We start from the raw sequence: 17950 nt of genomic DNA, 5'->3' as shown, positions 1-17950 counted from the left end.
ATGACGGTGCGCAACGACTCCGGCGGGCCACGCATCGAGACGTCGCTGTCGGCCCTGGTGCTCAGCCCACGCGAGATCGAGAAGCTCGTGATCTACCAGGTGGCCGAACTGGCACGCAGGCGGGGGGAACGTGGCCTCAAGCTGAACGTTCCCGAGTCGATCTCCCTGATCACCGAGGCCTTGCTGGAAGCGGCGCGGGACGGGAGGTCGGTCGCCGAGGTGACCGAGCTCGGCAAGCAGGTGCTGAGCCGTGACGACGTGCTGCCCGGTGTGCCCGAGGTGGTGAACGTGGTCCAGGTCGAGGCCACGTTCCGTACGGGCACGCAGCTCGTGGCCGTGGCCAACCCGATCCTCTAGGAGCAGACGATGATTCCGGGTGAGTGGTTGCTCGGCGAGGACCCGATCGAGATCAACGCTGGTCGCCGCACGCTGCGCATCTCCGTGCGGAACACCGGTGACCGGCCGATCCAGGTCGGCTCCCACTTCCACTTCTTCGAGGTGAACCGGGTGCTGAACTTCCACCGCACGGCGACTCTGGGCATGCGCCTGAACGTGCCATCGGGGCAGTCGGTCCGTTTCGAGCCGGGCGACGAGCGCGACGTCGACCTCGTCGAGTTCGGCGGGGCCGGTCGGGTGATCGGGTTCAACGGGCTGCTCGACGGTGGCACGTCGGCCCGGTGGACCTCGAGCCGTGCCGTGGCCCGAGCCGCTGAACGCGGCTTCTCCGGAACGGACGACCGGTCATGAGCACGATCTCGAGGAGGCAGTACGCGTCGCTCTACGGTCCCACGGCGGGCGATCGGTTCCGGCTGGCCGACACCGAACTGATCGCCCGGGTCGAGAGCAGCCGCATCCTCCCCGGGGAGGAGGCGGTCTACGGCGGCGGCAAGTCCATCCGCGACGGCATGGCGCAATCGCCCGGGGTGCGCAGCGCCGACGGCGTGCTGGACCTGGTGATCACCTCGGTCGTCGTCATGGACGCGGTGGTGGGGATCGTCAAGGCCGACATCGGCGTGAAGGACGGACTCATCGTCGGTGTGGGCCAGGCCGGTAACCCGTACGTGCAGGACGGCGTGTCCCCGAACCTCGTCATCGGGGCCGGCACGGAGGTGATCTCCGGGGAAGGTCTCGTCGCCACCGCCGGTGCGATCGACACCCACGTGCACTTCCTGACACCGGCGCAGGTTCCACACGCCCTCTCCAGCGGGGTGACCACCCTGCTGGGCGGGGGCACCGGTCCCGCCGACGGTTCCAAGGGCACGACGTGCACACCCGGCCCGTGGAACATGGCCAGGATGCTGGAGGCGACCGCGACCCTCCCGGTCAACGTCGGCCTGATGGGCAAGGGCAACAGCAGCCGGCCGGAGGGCCTGCGCGAGCAGGTGGAGGCCGGCGCGTGCGGGCTGAAGGTCCACGAGGACTGGGGCGCGACACCGGCGGCGCTCGACTGCGCTCTCGCTGTGGCCGACGAGTACGACGTGCAGGCGGCGCTGCACGCGGACACCCTCAACGAGAGCGGCTACCTGGCGGACACGCTCGACGCCATCGACGGGCGGGCGATCCACAGCTACCACACCGAGGGGGCCGGAGGCGGGCACGCCCCGGACATGATGGCCATCGCGTCGTTGCCGAACGTGCTCCCGTCCTCGACCAACCCCACACGTCCGTACACCACGGACACGACCGACAACCTGTTCTACATGACTGTCGTGACGCACCACCTGAACCCGGACAACCCGGAGGACGTCGCGTTCGCGCAGTCCCGCATCCGTGCCGAGACCGAAGCGGCCGAGGACGTGCTGCACGACATGGGTGTGCTGAGCATGTACTCGTCGGATTCGCAGGCGATGGGCCGCGTCGGGGACACCGTGGCGACCTGTTGGCGCACCGCGGACAAGATGAAGAAGCTGACCGGGAGCCTGCCCGGCGAAACGACCGGCGACGACAACCAGCGGATCCTGCGGTACCTGGCGAAGCTGACGATCAACCCGGCGCTGACGCACGGCATCGGCCACCTCGTCGGCTCGCTGGAACCGGGCAAACTCGCCGACATCGTGTTGTGGCCGACGAACATGTTCGGGGTCAAACCGAAGTGCGTGATCAAGGGTGGCTTCGTCGCCTGGTCGGTGATGGGCGACGCGAATGCGTCGATCCCGACCCCGGAGCCCGTGGTGCTCCAGCCGATGTTCGGCGGGATGGGCAAAGCGGTGGGTCGTACGTCGGTGACGTTCGTGTCGCAAGCTGCCGCGGAGGCCCGGGTCATGGAGCGGCTGGGCGTCGACAGGTGGACCGAAGCGGTGCGCGGGTGCCGCACGGTCGGCAAGGCGCAGATGGTGCGCAACGACCTGACCCCGGAGATCTCCGTGGACCCGGAGACCTACCAGGTCGAGGTCGACGGCCGGCCGGCCGTCGTGCCCGCGGCCACCGAGGTGCCGATGTCCCAGCTGTACTACATCGTCTGATGCCGGATCCGGCTGTGGCCCGTGCGCGGTCCCGGGAGCTGACGGGGTTCCTCTCCGTCCTGCAGCTGAGCGACTCGGCATTCCCCAGCGGCCGCTACACGCTGTCGTCCGGGTTGGAGACCCTGGCGCAGACCGGTCGGCTGACCACACCCGCTGATCCCGCGCTGCTGTCGGCCCTGCTGCGAGACCATCTGCAGCTCGCGGTGGCGCCGTCGGACGGCGTCGGGCTGGTATGCGCGCACCGAGCGACGAGCACTCCGGACTCCACCGACCTGGACCTGGTGACGCGCGCCGACGCGCGGCTCACCGCGGTGAAACTCTCGCGAGAGGCCAGGGACACGTCCACACGCACGGGACGTGCCCTGCTGCGCGTGGCGACGTCGACCTTCGGTCACGGGGCGGTGTCGGACTACGCGAGGCAGGTCGAGAGCGGGCGCTCACCGGGCAACCACGCCGTGGTCCTCGGTGTCGTGAGCGCATGCCTCGGGGTGCCACGGCTGGAGTCGGTGGCCGGCGAGCTGTTCGCGTTCTCCGCCAACTGGGTGGCGGCCGCTGTGCGGCTCGCCGTGACCGACCACCGCACCGCCCAGGCGGTGCTGCACGACGCGCGTGCCGTCATGGCCGAGGCGGCGTCGGACGCCGTCGACAAGGACGTTTCCGACATCACCAGTTGCACGCCATTTCTGGACGTCATGACGATGCTGCACGAGGTATCCGAGCTCCGGCTGTTCGCCAGCTGAGGAATGAGACACGCGACATGGAGCCGCACACCCACACGCACGACCACAGCCCGATGTCCCGGTTCTCCCGCGGCCGCACACCGGGCATCGCCCGGATCGGCATCGGAGGGCCGGTCGGTTCGGGTAAGACGGCGCTGATCGAGGAGCTGGTCCCGCTGCTCATCGCCGCGGGGCACACCCCGCTGGTCGTCACCAACGACATCTTCACGAGCGAGGACGCTCAACACGTGCGACGCACGCTCGCCGGCGTGCTGGCGCCGGAGCGGGTCGTCGGGGTGGAGACGGGCTCCTGCCCGCACACCGCGGTACGCGACGACCCGAGCATGAACCTCGACGCGATCACCGAGCTGACCCACCGCTTTCCCGAAGCCGACGTCGTCCTCGTGGAGTCCGGCGGCGACAACCTGACGCTGACGTTCAGCGCGGCTCTCGCCGACTACTTCATCTTCGTGATCGACGTCGCGCAGGGTGACAAGATCCCGCGCAAACGCGGGCCCGGGGTGACCCACTCCGACCTCTTGGTGATCAACAAGGTGGACCTGGCCGACCTCGTGCGGTCGGACCTGTCGGTGATGGATCGGGACGCCCGCGTCGTGCGCGACGGGCGGCCCTTCGTCTTCACCAACTGCTTCACCGGCGACGGTCTCGCCGAGGTCGGGGACCGGATCGGTGAGGTGATCGGCCGGTTCGCTCCTGCCGTCGGTTCGAGATGATCCGACGGGACGACCCGGCGTGGTGCACTCCCGCCGGGCTGCCCCAGGAGCTGCTCACGTTCAGCGGTGTGGCCCGGGACGGCCTGGCGGTCGGTTCCCCGGGGAAGGCGGGGGTGCTCGACCTGGCCCTCGCTCCGCGGGCCGGGAGCACCAGGGTGGTCCGGCAGTACCAGCGGGCACCCCTGCACATCTATCGGCCGATCTACCTGGACCCCGGCCGGCCCGACATGGCGTTCGTGTTCCTGCAGCAGCAGGGCGACGGGATCGTGCAGGGCGACCGGCACCGGGTGGACGTCGACTGCGCGCCCGGCTCCGCTGTGCACGTCACGACCCAGGCATCGACCAAGGTCTTCGCCGCGCGGGACGACTTCGCGACGCAGTTGGTCAACCTCCGCGTCGGTGCTGGTGCCGTACTGGAGTACCTGCCGGATCCGGTCGTTCCGTTCCGCGGCTCGCGGCTGTTCCAACGGACGTCCCTCTCCGCGGCCGAGGACGCGACGGTCATCCTCGGCGAGGTCCTCCTGCCCGGCCGGATCGCGCACGACGAGGTGCACGCGTACGACCTGTACTGGGCCGAGACCGAGGCGCATGACCTCGACGGAACGCTGCTGTTCACCGATTCGGTGCGCCTGCGGCCCGGCCACGTCGGCGACCCGAGATCGGCGGGCGTGCTCGGTGGTTACGACGTCCTGGCCACCCTGTACGTGGTGTGCTCCCGGATGTCACCGCCCGACCTCGTCGCGCTGCTCCGCGAGGCGCTCGCCGAGGCGCCGGACGTCCTCGCCGGAGCCACCGAACTGCCCGCAGGGTGCGGTGCCGCAGTCCGCATGCTCGGGCACACGTCCGCAGCGGTCCACGCAGCAATGCACACCGCGTGGAACAGGGCACGCATCGCGCTGCTCGGCGCCCCGGCACCTGATCTGCGCAAGGGCTGAACGACGCCCGCGCGGGAACCCACGGACTCGACCGCACCCGAGCCGGCGCGGCACTGGGCGGCCGACTGGGGTGATCCCCGAGGCGAGGTCGAGGCGGCCGGCGTGACGCTGTGTGCAGCGCCAACACCCGGCGCGAAATCACCGAGGTCGGCCGAGCCGATGGAGCGGAGATCACCATGAGTCAGGACTTCGAGGGGCGCAAGCTGATCGTGGTCGGGGGCAGCAGCGGGATGGGCCGGCAGACGGCGGCCGACGTCGTCGCGGGCGGTGGGAGCGCCGTCATCGTCGGCCGCAACCGGCAACGGGTCGACGAGACGGTGGCGCTGCTGTCGACCGCGGGCAAGGCGTGGGGCATCACGGCCGACCTCACCGACCGGGATCAGGTCGCCGGGGTGCAGGAGCAACTGGCTGCAGAACACCCGGACGCCACTCTCCTGGTCAACGCGGCGGGCGTCTTCGTTCCGACGCCATTCCTCGATCACGACGGCGCCGCGTACGACTCCTACATGGAGCTCAACCGCGCCACCTACTTCCTGACCCAGACGGTGGTGCGCGGCATGGTCGACGCCGGCCGCGGCGGTGCGATCGTCAACATCGGCAGCATGTGGGCCCACCAGGCGATCGGCGCCACCCCGTCGAGCGCCTACTCGATGGCCAAGGCCGGCTTGCACGCCTTCACCCACAACCTGGCCATCGAGCTGGGCGGTCAGCAGATCCGGGTCAATGCCGTCGCGCCCGCCGTCGTCGCGACACCCATCTACGAGGCCTTCATCCCGAAGGAGAAGGTCGACGAGACACTGCAGAGCTTCAGCGGGCTGCACCCCCTCGGCCGCGTCGGCAGCGCGCAGGACATCGCGTCGGCGATCACGTACCTGCTCTCGGACGACGCCGGCTGGGTCACCGGGACCGTCCTCAACGTCGACGGCGGCGTGATGGCCGGGCGCAACTGAGAACCGGAGCCACGCCGGTCCACGGCAGGGCGGGACCCCCGTGGACCGGCGTGCCGCGGACGACCTCGAATCCGGGCCACGTGGAAGGTCCAGCCGAATCCCGAAGGAGACGTTTCATGAACCGCGCGCAGGGGTCGACCGGAAGTCCCCAGGCCCTCTCCGACGACCTCGCCTACGCCACTGCCGCGGAGTTGGCGATGCGGATCCGCCGCCGCGAACTCTCACCGGTGGAGGTCGTCGATGCCGCGATCGCGCGCATCGAGGCCCGCAACCCGAGCGTGAACGCGTTCGTCCACCTCGGCCTGGACGACGCGCGAACGCAGGCACGGCTCACGGAGCGGGCGGTCGTGGCCGGCGAGGACCTGGGCCCGCTGCACGGCGTCCCCTCCGCGCTGAAGGACCTGTTCGACTTCAAGCCGGGCTGGCCCGCCAGCCTGGGCGGCATCCGTGCACTCGAGAACAACGTGGTGAATGGCTACTGCGCATTCTGCGAGCGGATGGAGCATCGGGGCGGGGCGGTGCTCCTCGGCAAGACCAACAGTTCGCTGATGGGGTTCCGCGGCACCTGCGACAACTACCTCTTCGGCGCGAGCCGGAACCCGTTCGACCTGACGAAGAACACCGGCGGCTCCTCGGGTGGGAGCGCGGCAGCCGTGGCCGACGGCCTGTTGCCGATCGCCGAGGGATCGGACGCCGGCGGCTCGATCCGCATCCCCTCGGCCTGGTGCGGCGTCTACGGCTACAAGCCGTCATTCGGACGCGTGCCCTTTCTGGCGAGCCCCAATGCCTTCGGCAACGCCGATTCGCCCTTCCTGTTCGAGGGGCCGATCACCCGCACGGTCGAGGACGCGGCGATCGCGCTCGACGTGCTCGCCGGCTACGACGCGCGCGACCCCTTCAGCCTGACGGGTCCGGCGCCCGACTTCACCGCTGCCACCCGCCGTTCGATCCGCGGGCTCCGCATCGCCTACAGCCCCGACCTGGACGTGTTCCCGATCGACCGCGGGATCGCCGACGTGGTCGGCGAGGCGGTCCGCGCGTTCGAAGAGGCCGGGGCCCACGTGGAGGAGGTCACGCTGGGCATCACCCGCTCGCAGCGGGAGTTGAGCGACGTCTGGTCCCGGCTGTACATGCTGCTCAACCTGCAAGCGCTGGACGACATGAAGCGCCGCGGCACCGACCTGCTCGGCGATCACCGCGCGGACTTCCCGCCCGAGTACCTGTACTGGGTCGAGCAAGCCGAGCGCATGTCCGGCCTGGACTTCTTCCGGGACCAGGCCGTGCGGACGGAGGTCCACCACGCCCTCCGGGGCGTCTTGGACGATCACGACCTCCTGGTCACCCCGACGCTCGCGTGCCCGCCGGTGGACAACACCGGCGACGGCAACACGCTCGGGCCCAGCGTGATCAATGGTGAACCGGTGGATCCACTGATCGGCTGGTGCCTGACGTACTTCGTCAACTTCACCGGGCATCCGGCAGCGTCCGTCCCCGCGGGCCTGTCCGACGGACTACCGGTCGGGATGCAGATCATCGGTCGGCGCGACGCGGACGTCGACGTACTGGCGGCCAGCGCAACCTTCGAGCGCCTGCGGCCGTGGCACCGGTCGTACGAGATCTGCGCGGAGAGGCCACTCGGGCCACAAGAGCTTGCGTCGTAGACCCCGATTCCCCGCTCACGAAGGAGACCGCCATGTCCCTGCTCGCACCTGGTTCCACGTTCCCCACGATCCCGCTGGACCTGCCCGGCGGCAGCACACTCCAACTCCCGGACGCTCTGTCGGGCCACTACGGCGTCGTGCTGATCTACCGGGGATCGTGGTGCCCCTACTGCAACGGTCAGTTGCGCGCGTTCCAGCGCGCCGCGGACAGCCTCGCCGAGGTCGACGCGCGCGTCGTCGCGCTGTCGGTCGACGACGAGGGCACCACCCAGGCCACCATCGACAAGCTCCGCCTGCAGTTCCCGGTCGGCCACAGCGCGGACGCCCGGGCCATCGCCGACGTCACCGGTGCGTTCGTCAACGAGGATCCGGTGTACCTGCAGTCCACGGGGTTCGTGCTCGACCCCGCCGGATCGGTGATCGTGTCCGTCTACTCCAGCGGAGCGATCGGGCGGCTCGTCCCCGACGACGTCATCGGGCTCATCCGCTACGCGCGGGAGCACGCGGGCTGACGGCTGTCCGGGTCGCCCTGCCCCGAGTGGCTCCGCACTCCCGAGCCCGAGCCTTGGCCGCACGCCTCGGCACGGGGCCACCGGGGCGTCGCACTCGGGTGGCCCTGATGCGATCGGGCGGCCCTCGCCAGCACCATCGACGGGGTTGGACCGCAGGGCCGACGCCGGTGATCGGCCGGGTTTCCTGCGTCGGCACTTCCTGGACGGACCAGAAGAAATGTGGAGACGGAGAAGATGGCCCGATCGCTCGAAGATCTGCGTGTTGCCGACGGCGAACCCGTGCCGGCGGAGCACGTGGCGACTGCTGTGACGGCAGGGGAGTTCGCCTACGGTGATGGCAGCACCCAGACGTTCGACCCGGACGGTGCGACGACGTACGTGGAGAACGGGCGCACCACCCAGGGGGAGTGGTACCTGGACGGTCAGGGACGGTTCTGCTCGTTCTGGCCGCCGAGCTACCGTGCCTGTTACGAACTCCACTGGCTCGCGGAGAACGGCCGTGTCGTCGGCCTCCGGTTCACGGAGCACGGCCGGGGGTCTGTATTCGACGGGCATTACAGGTGAGCGGCCGAAACCTCCCGTGCGATGCAGCCGAGCTCAGGACGCTGTTCCTGTTCGAGAAGCTGGATGACGACCAGTTGGCCTGGCTGTGCCGCAACGGGCGCGTGGAGTGGTTCGAGTCGGGCTACGTCTACCGGGAGGACGACCTGGCGACGTCCTTCTTCGTCCTGCTCGAGGGTGAGTTCGCGATCTCGCGCCGGGTCGCCGACGAGGACGTCGAGATCAACAGGACCAGTCACGTCGGCGCGTACGCCGGCGCCTGGCGGTCGTTCTTCGGCGACCGGGTGAGCCAGACCCTGGACAACACCTTGCGCACGACGAAGCCTTCCCGGGTGTACGTGCTTCCGGCGGACAAGTTCGCAGAGCTCATGCGCGAGTGGTACCCGATGCCCGTGCACTTGCTCGAGGGCCTGTTCCTCGGCCTGAAGAACACCCAACAGGCGATCAGCCAGCGAGAACGGCTGCTGGCGCTGGGCGCGCTGGCGGCCGGCCTCACGCACGAGCTGAACAATCCGGTGGCCGCGGCGATGCGCGCGACCGCGGCACTTCGTGAGCGGCTCGCCGGAACCCGGCGCCCGCTCGGTTCCCCCTCGGCCGAGGACGTCGATCGCGACGAGCCGGCCTCCCTGGTCGATCTCCGCCGGCAGGCCATCGACCACCTGGAGCGAGCGCAGCAATTGGGTCCGCTGGAAGCATCCGACCGTGAGGACGATCTGGTCGACTGGCTCGACGCACACGGCATCACAGATGCCTGGCGCATCGCCTCGACCTTCGTGCAGGCGGGGTTGACCGCCGACCGGCTCGGCGCGGTCGCGGACACGCTCGCGGATGACTCGACGCTCGCGGACGTTCTGGGACGGCTGCACCGGGCGATCGACATCGAGCTCTTGATGGACGAGATGGACGGTGCCACGGCGCGGATCGCGGCGCTGGTCACGGCGGCCCAGGAGTACTCGCAACTGGATCGCACGCCCTACCGGGATGTCGATGTGCACGAGTTGCTGGACAGCACGTTGCTGATGCTCAACCGCAGGATCGGCGACGGCATCGCGGTGGTCGTGGAGTACGACCGGGACCTGCCGCCGATCCCGGTGTACGCAGCGGAGATGAACCAGGTGTGGACGAACCTCATCAGCAACGCCGTCGATGCGATGAACGGCCACGGCACCCTGACCGTGCGCACGTCGCGGGACGACGACCGGCTGCTGGTGGAGATCTGTGACACCGGAGCAGGTGTGGCGGAGGAGATCAAGAGCCGCATCTTCGAACCGTTCTTCACGACGAAGCCGGTCGGTGCGGGCACCGGCCTCGGCCTGGACGTGTCGTGGCGCATCGTCACCAACAAGCACCGCGGCGACCTGTCCTTCGAATCGTCTCCCGGACACACCCGGTTCATGGTGCGACTGCCCTTCGACGCTGCCCCGGGCACCGGCGGGCTCCGCGAGGGGGCCCGCTCGCCCGGGTGCCGGCCGCGATCGAAGGCCTGACCGCCGTCGCACCTCGCCGTCGCTACCGGGGCGGCTCCCGCGTCTCGGTCAGGTCGCCCCAACGAGAGCCAGACCGTCGGCGATCACCGGGTAGAGCCAGGCGGTGGCAGGCGGAACCTGCGCCATGAGCGCGGCCTTGCACCAACCGTGCGCGGGTGGCCGCGATCGCGTTGGCGGCTACAAGCAACTCGCCGCGGCGGGCTGGATCGCCGTCAGGAGCTGGGAGCACGAGGATCCGGTCGAAGCGGCCTACTAGGTGATAGACAGCTCGTTCGCGACCGAACCGCCGAGAAGCCGCCGCGCCGGACACGTGAGCGCCTGGACGGGCGTGTCCCAGTGGTAGTTGAACCCCCACGCCTCTGACCAGGACCAACACGGTAGGCGGCATACGACCCGCACGAAACGCGCTGGTCAGAAAGCATGATTTTGTGTCCGAGGGGGGAATCGGCCACAGAAACGCAGCACACCTGCACAATGCAGGTGTCCATACGCTTAAGTGTACAGCATCCTGTCGTCGAGAGGTCCGGGCGTTCTTGAGAGTCGGCGACGTGTGGACCGCGCGATCTGCGCGTGTGGGAGCTGGACCGCAGCGTTGTCGCCCACGCCGGGATCACGTTGCGCCGCCGCGAACGGGCCGTCGATCGCTCGTACGGGATCCGTCCAGTATGCGACACTCACACCTCGCCCCGCGTGCGCTCTGTCGGCAACAATGCTGGCTGTTCTGGCGCGCTGCCTTCCCAAAGCCGCTCGTCGGCCACCGCTCAGCCTCTGGTCGGGGTGGATCGGCCGGGACGCGTATGACAGCTACGCGTTGCGCGAAATGGCCCAGGATCGATTGCAATTCCGGCATGGTGCTGACGATGATGTAGTGCAGGGGTGGGTGACGGAGGGCTCTGGGTGACCGACGAAGACGCTGTTCGTGTGAGGCTAGAGGTTGAGCTCGACGTCGAGGTACTTGACCTAGCCCTCCTCCAGTCAGCTGCGCTGAAGAGGATCGACGCCACGGAGTTTGCCGTGGATGAGGGCGACGATGCGGAGGCGCTCAAGGAGCAGGAGCGCAACGAGGTCCGATCGGGCGGCCCTGGCGCGGCACTGCTCGCGCTCGTTGATCCGTTCGACTTGATCCCGAATGGAGTCGGCGCCGAGGCGCGGGGCTCGGTGTGCGGTGTCCTGTCTGATGGGCGGCCCGGCGGCGGGCCCGACTTCGATGCGCTGTTCGAGGTTTGTACATGTGGCGACGAGGACTCGTGTGATCGATGCGCCGGATTCCAACTCACACCGCCCACGGCAAACGTGTTGTGGAGTGCGGCGCAGGTGCTGGCCGACTGGGGGTTTGACGATGTTGAGGCCAACGGTGATGAGTCGGTCACAAGTACCAAGGACTGGGCGCTCTTCGACGAGTACCCGGTGATCACCTATGGCCAGGACGCCGTGTGGCGGCGGCAGGCAGCTCGATGCTTCGACGACCTGGCCGGGGACCTCGAGCGGGGGGAGTGGCCACGGCCGACGTGTCCGGGAGAGGAGATGGCTGTCCACTTGATGCTCAAGTACGCAGAGTCGATGCTCGAGGACGGTCTCTGGACCGAGGACGGCATGCGTTCAGAGAGTCCCGTTCACGATGACGATTTCGACTGGGTGATGGCCGGCGAGGTGTTCGTGCAGGACACCGACATCCTGAGCTTGTTCGACGAGACGCTCGACGGCATTGACGACCCGGAGTCCGAGCTCAACCAACAAATCCGCATGGGAGACTACCGGCCGTCAGCATGGTTCGTCCCGTTCAACAACATGCCACGGCGTGATGGCCGACGCCCGTTCCGCCGATGACGCCGCCCGGTGGCGCTGCGGCGACCAGCAACGTAGGCCCTCGCGAACTCCTCCGCACGTAAATGTCCTGTCTGCTGGTGGGCAGCTGACAGAGCGATGCAGGTCAACATCCGGAATGTCCCGTTGCGGTCCCCGGCTTCGTCATCGGTCCCGCCATGGCGCTCTGATCGAACGCATGGACCGACGGGTGAGCTGGGTCAGCGCGATCTCTTGGATGGGTAGGTGCGCCGGACGGGCAGCAGACCCGCTGGTCGAGAGCGGATCGGGTGGGTCGGCCCGGGCCGAGGCGGGTTGAGGTTTGCGTTCTATGGCCGTACCTCGACGGCGGAGTAGCAGGACCAGTCCACGTCCCGGGCATGGCAGCGTGAGGTCGCCGGGAGCGTCATCGCCGGCCGGGGCGTGATCGTTGCGGAGTACTTCGATGTGGGGTGTTCGAGGCGGGTGCCGTGGGCTCGCCGACCCCAGGCGGGGGCGTAAATAGCCTCGGTGGTAACGAGGTCGAGCAGACCGACCCGGCGGCTGGCGCCTCAGCGGGAGTGAGTCGTAGGCCATTTGGCGGAGCATGGGCTGCCGCAATACCACACTTGAAGCAGTAGTCGCGACCTCGGAACGGGTGGAAGCGGTTACCAGATTGACCTTGTGTCGCAGGTCGCATTGCGTCATGCTGTCCAGTTGCTCAGTCACGACTAGGGGATAGGTGGCGATGGCCAGCACTGGGGATGCACAGGTCTTGGCAAGGACTCTGAACCTCGTTGAATATCTAGCTGAAGTAACGGACGCTGCCGAGCGTGATCCCGTCCGCGACATTCTGTCCGACGAGACAGGCGCCCCGGAAATCGTGCGCTGGCTAGATGAGTTGCCCAACGGTGTCCGGCTTGTCTCTACTCCTGCCGATGATGTGATCCTCCGCATCAGGCCGCCGCAGCAGCGAGCGGAACCCCGTATACCTGAGCGGTTGCGGGGCTGGACCGATTCGGACGAACCGAGAGGGGATACGGAACACGAACCGCGCCTTCTCTCTGCCATAGAGAACTACCCGGAACCGCCGAGGGCTGTCGTTGTAGAGTTCGAGTCATGGGTCCAAAAATGGCGTGCGTGGGCGGCGGAACACGACAGGCAGCGGGAAGTCCTTACGCTCTACAGTGAGCTTGAACGTGCGGCGAAGATCATGGAGCAGCAGGATGATGCATTCGAGTTCGTTCTGGGAGTGGGACTCATATCTTGGCGCAGTCCGACGGGCGAGTGCGTCCGTCGCCACCTGGTGACCGAGGCAGTTTCACCACGGATCGACCGGGCGACAGCTGAGGTGACTGTCACGATAGGGGCTGGTCGCCGCAGGGTCGAGGACAAGGAGGTCTTTGGGGGCGAGGAGGCTTACCAGCCGGAGCGGGCCCGCGTGCAGCGCCAGACTGTTGTCGATACCGACGTTCCCCTGCTTGACCCGGCATTGCTGGAATTGGTGCGCGAATGGCTGGCGGTCGGTCTTTCGGTGGCCTGCGAGCATGGAAATGTCCGCCCAAGTGAATCCGACCTGCGTTCTACTCCGACGTTGACGCTGTCGCCCTCGCTCATCCTTCGGCCTCGGAGCCGGGTGCTACTTGCTGAGGCCTACAAACAGATTGCAGCGGCACTCCGAGATCCGGATGTTCCTGTCCCCGTCGCGCTGGCACAGCTCGTTGTTGACACAGAGCGACACGAACGGGACGCATGGCTGCACGAGCAGGGGGCCGCGTCTGGCAACGTCCTCGGTTCGGACCCTCTGTTCCCTTTGGCCACCAACGAGGAGCAGAACAGGGTCATCGAGCTGCTACGAACCGAGACCGGGGTCGTGGTCCAGGGACCGCCTGGCACTGGCAAGACACACACCATTGCGAATCTTGTGTCGGCGCTGCTCGCCCGCGGCCAGCGAGTGCTGGTGACGAGTCAGAAAGATCAGGCGCTGAAGGTGCTCCGGGAGAAGATCCCGCCCGACCTCCGCCGCCTGTGCGTGCTGCTCGCCGGCGGATCAAAAGACGCGGCCAAGGAGTTGGAGCAAGGCCTCGATGCGCTGTCCGAGGCGCAGGCCTCGGCCGCGACCGCGACCTTGCCCGCCCAGATTGAGTATCTCGAGGCGGAGCGGTCTGCCTTGCGCTCCAAGGCTGCCGCTCTGAATAACACGATCAGGCAACTCCGTGAAGTGGAAAACATCCGGCATCCGGCAGTGGTGCCCACCTACAGCGAGACGGACTACGTCGGCTCGCTCACCGAGATCGTTCGCCAGGTGAAGGCCAACGCTGGCCAGTATGACTGGCTGCCTCGGGTGGATGCCGCGCAACCGGACGAGCCGCCCTTGGGAGCCGGCGACCTCGTTACGCTACTCCGGCTTCTACGCACTGCGTCCCCTGGCCGTATTGCACGAGCCATGCAGCGTATCCCGGCACGAGGAGATTTGCCCAGCGTGGGTGCCCTCACGGAGATCATCACCGCTGAACGACAGGCTCGGGAGACGGCCGAGGCTGACACCGGCGCGTTCGTCCAGTACCTGGCGGGCATTGGGGATCAGCGGTTGGCAGCGTTGGCCGATCTCCGGGGCCAAGTGCAGGCACTGGTCCAGCGTCTTGGTGCCGGCGGTGATAACACTCCGGAATGGGTGCGCATCGCGCTCGATGACCGGTTCGCGGGTCGGAACAGCGGTCTGTGGGGACATCTCGGTGCCGTGCGTGACGAGCCAGCGCGGCTGCAGCAGCGCCTGCAGGATCAGGGCGTCCGCTACGTCGTCGATCTCCCGCCGATCGCCGAGATCGGCCTGGGACGGGCCAAGAACCTCCTCGACAGCGGCCAGCAACTGCTGGCCCACCTGGAGCGAGGCGGCAAGCTACGCAAGGTAATGAAGAACGCAGTTCAGAAGCAGGCACGTGAGCTGTTAGAAACGGTGCAGGTCGACGGCCGACCGCCCGTTGAGCGCGCGCAACTGTCCGCCGCACTCGAACGCATGGAGGCCGAGATCGCCGCGGCTCTTCTCGTCACCAAATGGCACGACGCACGAGTTCCGGTGTCCGCAGGGAACCTGACACAGACCCTCTCGGAGCTAGACGATAACGGAAAGAAGCTCCAAGATATCGACCTCCTTGCCGACGCCAGAGACCGTGCGGTCACGATGCTGGCCGCCGGTGGACGCAACGTCGACCTGTCCACGCTGGATGCATTCCAAGCGACACTCGCAAACGTGGCGGGCGCCCAGCGCTTCCTCGCGCTCGAGCGAGCACGTACCCAGGTCGCCCACCTCGCTGCGACAGTCCGCGAGATGGCGGCTGCACCAGAGTCCTGTCCCGAGGTTGCACGGCTCGGTACTGCAATCGACGAGCGGGACGTTGATGCATACCAGGCCGGCCTGGCGGCCATAGAGATCGCGCGCACCGAGCAGGAAGAACAACGGCGCCTCGACGCGCTCTTCCGCACCCTACGGTCAGTACACCCGCAGCTGGCAGACCTCGTCGCGGCCTCAGCTGCGGACCCAGCGTGGGACGCCCGCGTTCGTGACCTTCCGGCGGCGTGGGCATGGTCGAAGGCCGAGCAGTTCGTCGAAAGCTGGCGCAACGCGGACGAGGAGCGCCGACTGGTGGCCGAATTTGAACAGGTCGAGGATCAAGTGCGACGGCTGACCGAGCAGCTCGCAGCGGCCAGAGCACTTCACGCATGCATGTCGCGGATGACCGACACGCATGCCAGAGCTTTGCGTAGCTACCGGGAACACATGAGCCACGTCGGTGCTGGCAGCGGCCGCAAGACCAACGAGTTTCGCAAGGCTGCCAGAGCCGCCATGGAGAAGGCCAAGGATGCGGTGCCAGCCTGGGTCGTTCCGCTACCGAACCTACTTGACAATATTCTGGCACAACGCGATTCGTTCGACGTCGTTATTGTCGATGAGGCGAGTCAGGTCGGGCTTGAGAACCTCTTCCTGCTATGGATGGCCCCACGGGTGATCGTCGTCGGCGACGACAAGCAGTGTACTCCCAGTGCATCGCGGATGGGCAGACTAGACGATCTCTTCGAACGCCTCGGGGAGCACCTCGGCGACATCGATCCGGAGATCCGGAACCACTTCACCTCCAAGACCAACCTTTACGGGCTGCTCTCGGCCCGCTCTGGCCGGGATGCTGTGGTTCGTCTTCGCGAGCACTTCCGATGCGTGCCCGAGATCATCAACTGGTCCTCCCGTCAGTTCTACGGCGAGGAAGGGTTGCCCGGTCTCGTCGCACTGCGAGAACGTAAAGCGGGCAGCCTTGATCCGCTCAGGGTTGTGTTCGTAGACGGCGCATACACAGAGGGGCGCAACCAGGCAAAGCGGAATCCGATCGAGGCGAAGCGCATTGTTGCGCAGCTCGTGGAGTGCCTCGGCGACCCACGCTATAAGCGTAAGACGTTTGGTGTGATCGTGTTGCAAGGTCAGGCTCAGGTGAAGTTGTTGGACCTGGAGATTATGGAAAATACTACGCCTGAACAGCGCGAAGACCACAAGATCCGGGTAGGAAGTCCCCCCAATTTCCAAGGCGACGAACGTGACGTGATCTTCCTATCGATGGTCGTCGCCGAGCCGCCGAATCTGCAGACGGCGCAGATGTGGCAGCAGGCCTACAACGTGGCGGCGAGCCGCGCGAAGGACCAGATGTGGCTGTTCTCGTCGATCAGGCCGACCGACCTCAAACCTGGTGACCTGCGTGCTTCACTGATGAACTATATGCTCACACCACCGTCAGTGTTCGGATCGTCGCCTGCGCTGGAGGCGGTCAGTGCGACACGGCACTGCGAGCCGTTCGACTCCCTGTTCGAGCAGCGTGTATTCCGAGACATCAGGAAGCGCGGCTATCACGCGGTGCCGCAGTACCGCGTCGGCTCACGTTCGCTCGACATCGTCATCGTCGGTGCGGGCGGCAGGATCGCCGTCGAGTGTGACGGACATTACTGGCACACGTCCCCGAACCGCCAGGTCTCCGACGCGCGTCGTGACCGTGAGTTGTGGCGAATGGGGTGGGAGGTCGTGCGGATCCGAGAGAGCGAATATGAGTTCGACCCAGAGCGGGAGCTGGCCCCGCTGTGGAGCCGGCTTGGCGAACGAGGCATCAGCCCTCGCGACGACGAGCCGAGTGACGGCGGGCGCACGAGCTGGGCCCCGGTTGAGCTACAGGACGAGCTGACAGAGGACGAGCAGGAGGCGCTCGCGTGAGCGACGAGCCGGAGGTCGCCGTGCGGCTGGACGACACAGTGCTTGATCGCCTTGCGGAGCTAATCTGCGGCGACGACACGCTCGCCTACCGCAGCGGCTACCAGCTGACGAGGTTCTTCGAGGCAGCCGGTTGGCGGCGAGTCGGTGAGATCGATGGGGGCCGCCTCATGTGGGTGCGCCGAACATTGCGGTCAAGACGCAACGATTCCGATGCGCTACGCGCTGTGCTCTTGCGGTTGGCTGATCCGCGCGAGTACCTCGACGAGGCGGATGCCCGCGTGACGGTAGTGCGAGAGCTCAACGAACTCCTCGCGCTCGAGGGCTACGAAGTGGTCTACCACGGCAGCCGCCCTCACCTGGTTACGCGCACCGGGACGCTGGCCAGGCCCGAGATGCGTGAACCCGTACGGCTCACTGCAGACCTTGCCGAGATCGTTAAGGACGAGAAGTTCGGTCAACAGCTCACTCGCCGCCTCGAAGAGGCCCACCTCTGTTGGGGATCTGGTGCGTATACAGCCGCCGTGATCATGCTAGGCAGTGTGCTAGAGGGGGTGCTCTACGACGTCGCACGGAGCCGGCACGTCGGCGGGCCGGAGCCAAAGGACCACTTGTACGGACTCATCGGACTGGCGGAGCGTAAAGGGTGGATCGCCAAGGACGTGACCGACTACGCCCACGTGCTACGCGATCATCGGAATCTCGTACACCCGAAAAAGCAGCTCGTCGACAACTACGCCCTGAAGGATGACACGGTCCGTATAGCCTGGAACGTTGTCGTCGCAGCCCTCAATGACCTTGGAGTCGAACCGGGAACAACCTCGCTGGATCAGCAGTTGTAGCTCGGGTCCCCGGAACATGAGCCAATACGGTTTCCGGGGACCGAGCTGGCGAAACAGCAT

Annotated in this window: 14 protein-coding genes; all 14 read left to right on the top strand. The window is 67.2% G+C overall.

Annotated features, from left to right (window positions below; translation table 11 throughout):
• The 14 genes from ACFPL3_RS30370 to ACFPL3_RS30305 all read left to right on the top strand — a co-directional run bounded on the left by ACFPL3_RS30370 (nt 1) and on the right by ACFPL3_RS30305 (nt 17890).
• On the top strand, nt 1-357 hold the full coding sequence (locus ACFPL3_RS30370) for an urease subunit gamma (protein WP_379589787.1): 357 nt from the start codon (nt 1-3) through the stop codon (nt 355-357).
• 9 nt (nt 358-366) lie between these two features.
• Nucleotides 367-747 carry an urease subunit beta gene (gene ureB, locus ACFPL3_RS30365; RefSeq protein ID WP_425564243.1) on the top strand — a complete coding sequence of 127 codons (381 nt, stop codon included), beginning with the start codon at nt 367-369 and terminating at the stop codon, nt 745-747.
• Nucleotides 744-2462 (top strand): urease subunit alpha, encoded by a 1719-nt coding sequence (gene ureC, locus ACFPL3_RS30360; RefSeq protein WP_343946687.1) that lies wholly within the window; start codon nt 744-746, stop codon nt 2460-2462. Before ureB ends, ureC begins: the two co-directional genes overlap by 4 nt.
• Nucleotides 2462-3202 (top strand): urease accessory protein UreF, encoded by a 741-nt coding sequence (locus ACFPL3_RS30355; RefSeq protein WP_343946688.1) that lies wholly within the window; start codon nt 2462-2464, stop codon nt 3200-3202. Before ureC ends, ACFPL3_RS30355 begins: the two co-directional genes overlap by 1 nt.
• 17 nt (nt 3203-3219) lie before the next feature.
• Entirely contained in the window at nt 3220-3915 is a 696-nt protein-coding gene (gene ureG, locus ACFPL3_RS30350) for an urease accessory protein UreG (protein WP_343946689.1), read from the top strand.
• Nucleotides 3912-4850, top strand: a complete 939-nt coding sequence (locus ACFPL3_RS30345; RefSeq protein WP_343946690.1) for an urease accessory protein UreD — start codon at nt 3912-3914, stop codon at nt 4848-4850. Before ureG ends, ACFPL3_RS30345 begins: the two co-directional genes overlap by 4 nt.
• Before the next feature lie 176 nt (nt 4851-5026).
• Nucleotides 5027-5800, top strand: a complete 774-nt coding sequence (locus ACFPL3_RS30340) for an SDR family NAD(P)-dependent oxidoreductase (RefSeq protein WP_343946691.1) — start codon at nt 5027-5029, stop codon at nt 5798-5800.
• A gap of 116 nt (nt 5801-5916) precedes the next feature.
• A complete protein-coding gene (locus ACFPL3_RS30335; RefSeq protein WP_343946692.1) occupies nt 5917-7461 on the top strand; it encodes an amidase in 1545 nt (514 codons plus the stop codon).
• A 32-nt stretch (nt 7462-7493) separates the two neighbouring features.
• The gene (locus ACFPL3_RS30330) at nt 7494-7973 is read left to right on the top strand and encodes a redoxin domain-containing protein (protein ID WP_343946693.1); all 480 of its coding nucleotides are present in this window, start codon (nt 7494-7496) and stop codon (nt 7971-7973) included.
• A gap of 219 nt (nt 7974-8192) precedes the next feature.
• On the top strand, nt 8193-8537 hold the full coding sequence (locus ACFPL3_RS30325) for a hypothetical protein (RefSeq protein ID WP_343946694.1): 345 nt from the start codon (nt 8193-8195) through the stop codon (nt 8535-8537).
• Complete coding sequence (locus tag ACFPL3_RS30320; protein ID WP_343946695.1) at nt 8534-10021, top strand: ATP-binding protein; 1488 nt, start codon at nt 8534-8536, stop codon at nt 10019-10021. The genes ACFPL3_RS30325 and ACFPL3_RS30320 overlap by 4 nt, the downstream gene beginning before the upstream one ends.
• 897 nt (nt 10022-10918) lie before the next feature.
• Nucleotides 10919-11848, top strand: a complete 930-nt coding sequence (locus tag ACFPL3_RS30315; protein WP_343946696.1) for a hypothetical protein — start codon at nt 10919-10921, stop codon at nt 11846-11848.
• 703 nt (nt 11849-12551) lie between these two features.
• A complete protein-coding gene (locus ACFPL3_RS30310; protein WP_379589786.1) occupies nt 12552-17051 on the top strand; it encodes an AAA domain-containing protein in 4500 nt (1499 codons plus the stop codon).
• Nucleotides 17048-17890, top strand: a complete 843-nt coding sequence (locus ACFPL3_RS30305; RefSeq protein ID WP_343947341.1) for a hypothetical protein — start codon at nt 17048-17050, stop codon at nt 17888-17890. Before ACFPL3_RS30310 ends, ACFPL3_RS30305 begins: the two co-directional genes overlap by 4 nt.
• Nucleotides 17891-17950 lie beyond the last annotated feature (60 nt).

It is taken from the genome of Pseudonocardia zijingensis (assembly GCF_042657305.1).
Classification (GTDB): Bacteria; Actinomycetota; Actinomycetes; order Mycobacteriales; family Pseudonocardiaceae; genus Pseudonocardia; species Pseudonocardia zijingensis.
The sequence above is the reverse complement of the archived record's forward strand: the minus strand, read 5'-3'. Positions and strand labels throughout refer to the sequence as shown.

What these genes read in the sequence shown, in the direction of transcription:
- ACFPL3_RS30370 (WP_379589787.1), top strand. Translation starts at nt 1, where the DNA reads ATGACGGTGCGCAACGACTCCGGCGGGCCACGCATCGAGACGTCGCTG.
- ACFPL3_RS30335 (WP_343946692.1), top strand. Translation starts at nt 5,917, where the DNA reads ATGAACCGCGCGCAGGGGTCGACCGGAAGTCCCCAGGCCCTCTCCGAC.
- ureC (WP_343946687.1), top strand. Translation starts at nt 744, where the DNA reads ATGAGCACGATCTCGAGGAGGCAGTACGCGTCGCTCTACGGTCCCACG.
- ACFPL3_RS30340 (WP_343946691.1), top strand. Translation starts at nt 5,027, where the DNA reads ATGAGTCAGGACTTCGAGGGGCGCAAGCTGATCGTGGTCGGGGGCAGC.
- ACFPL3_RS30355 (WP_343946688.1), top strand. Translation starts at nt 2,462, where the DNA reads ATGCCGGATCCGGCTGTGGCCCGTGCGCGGTCCCGGGAGCTGACGGGG.
- ureB (WP_425564243.1), top strand. Translation starts at nt 367, where the DNA reads ATGATTCCGGGTGAGTGGTTGCTCGGCGAGGACCCGATCGAGATCAAC.
- ACFPL3_RS30330 (WP_343946693.1), top strand. Translation starts at nt 7,494, where the DNA reads ATGTCCCTGCTCGCACCTGGTTCCACGTTCCCCACGATCCCGCTGGAC.
- ACFPL3_RS30345 (WP_343946690.1), top strand. Translation starts at nt 3,912, where the DNA reads ATGATCCGACGGGACGACCCGGCGTGGTGCACTCCCGCCGGGCTGCCC.
- ACFPL3_RS30310 (WP_379589786.1), top strand. Translation starts at nt 12,552, where the DNA reads ATGGCCAGCACTGGGGATGCACAGGTCTTGGCAAGGACTCTGAACCTC.
- ureG (WP_343946689.1), top strand. Translation starts at nt 3,220, where the DNA reads ATGGAGCCGCACACCCACACGCACGACCACAGCCCGATGTCCCGGTTC.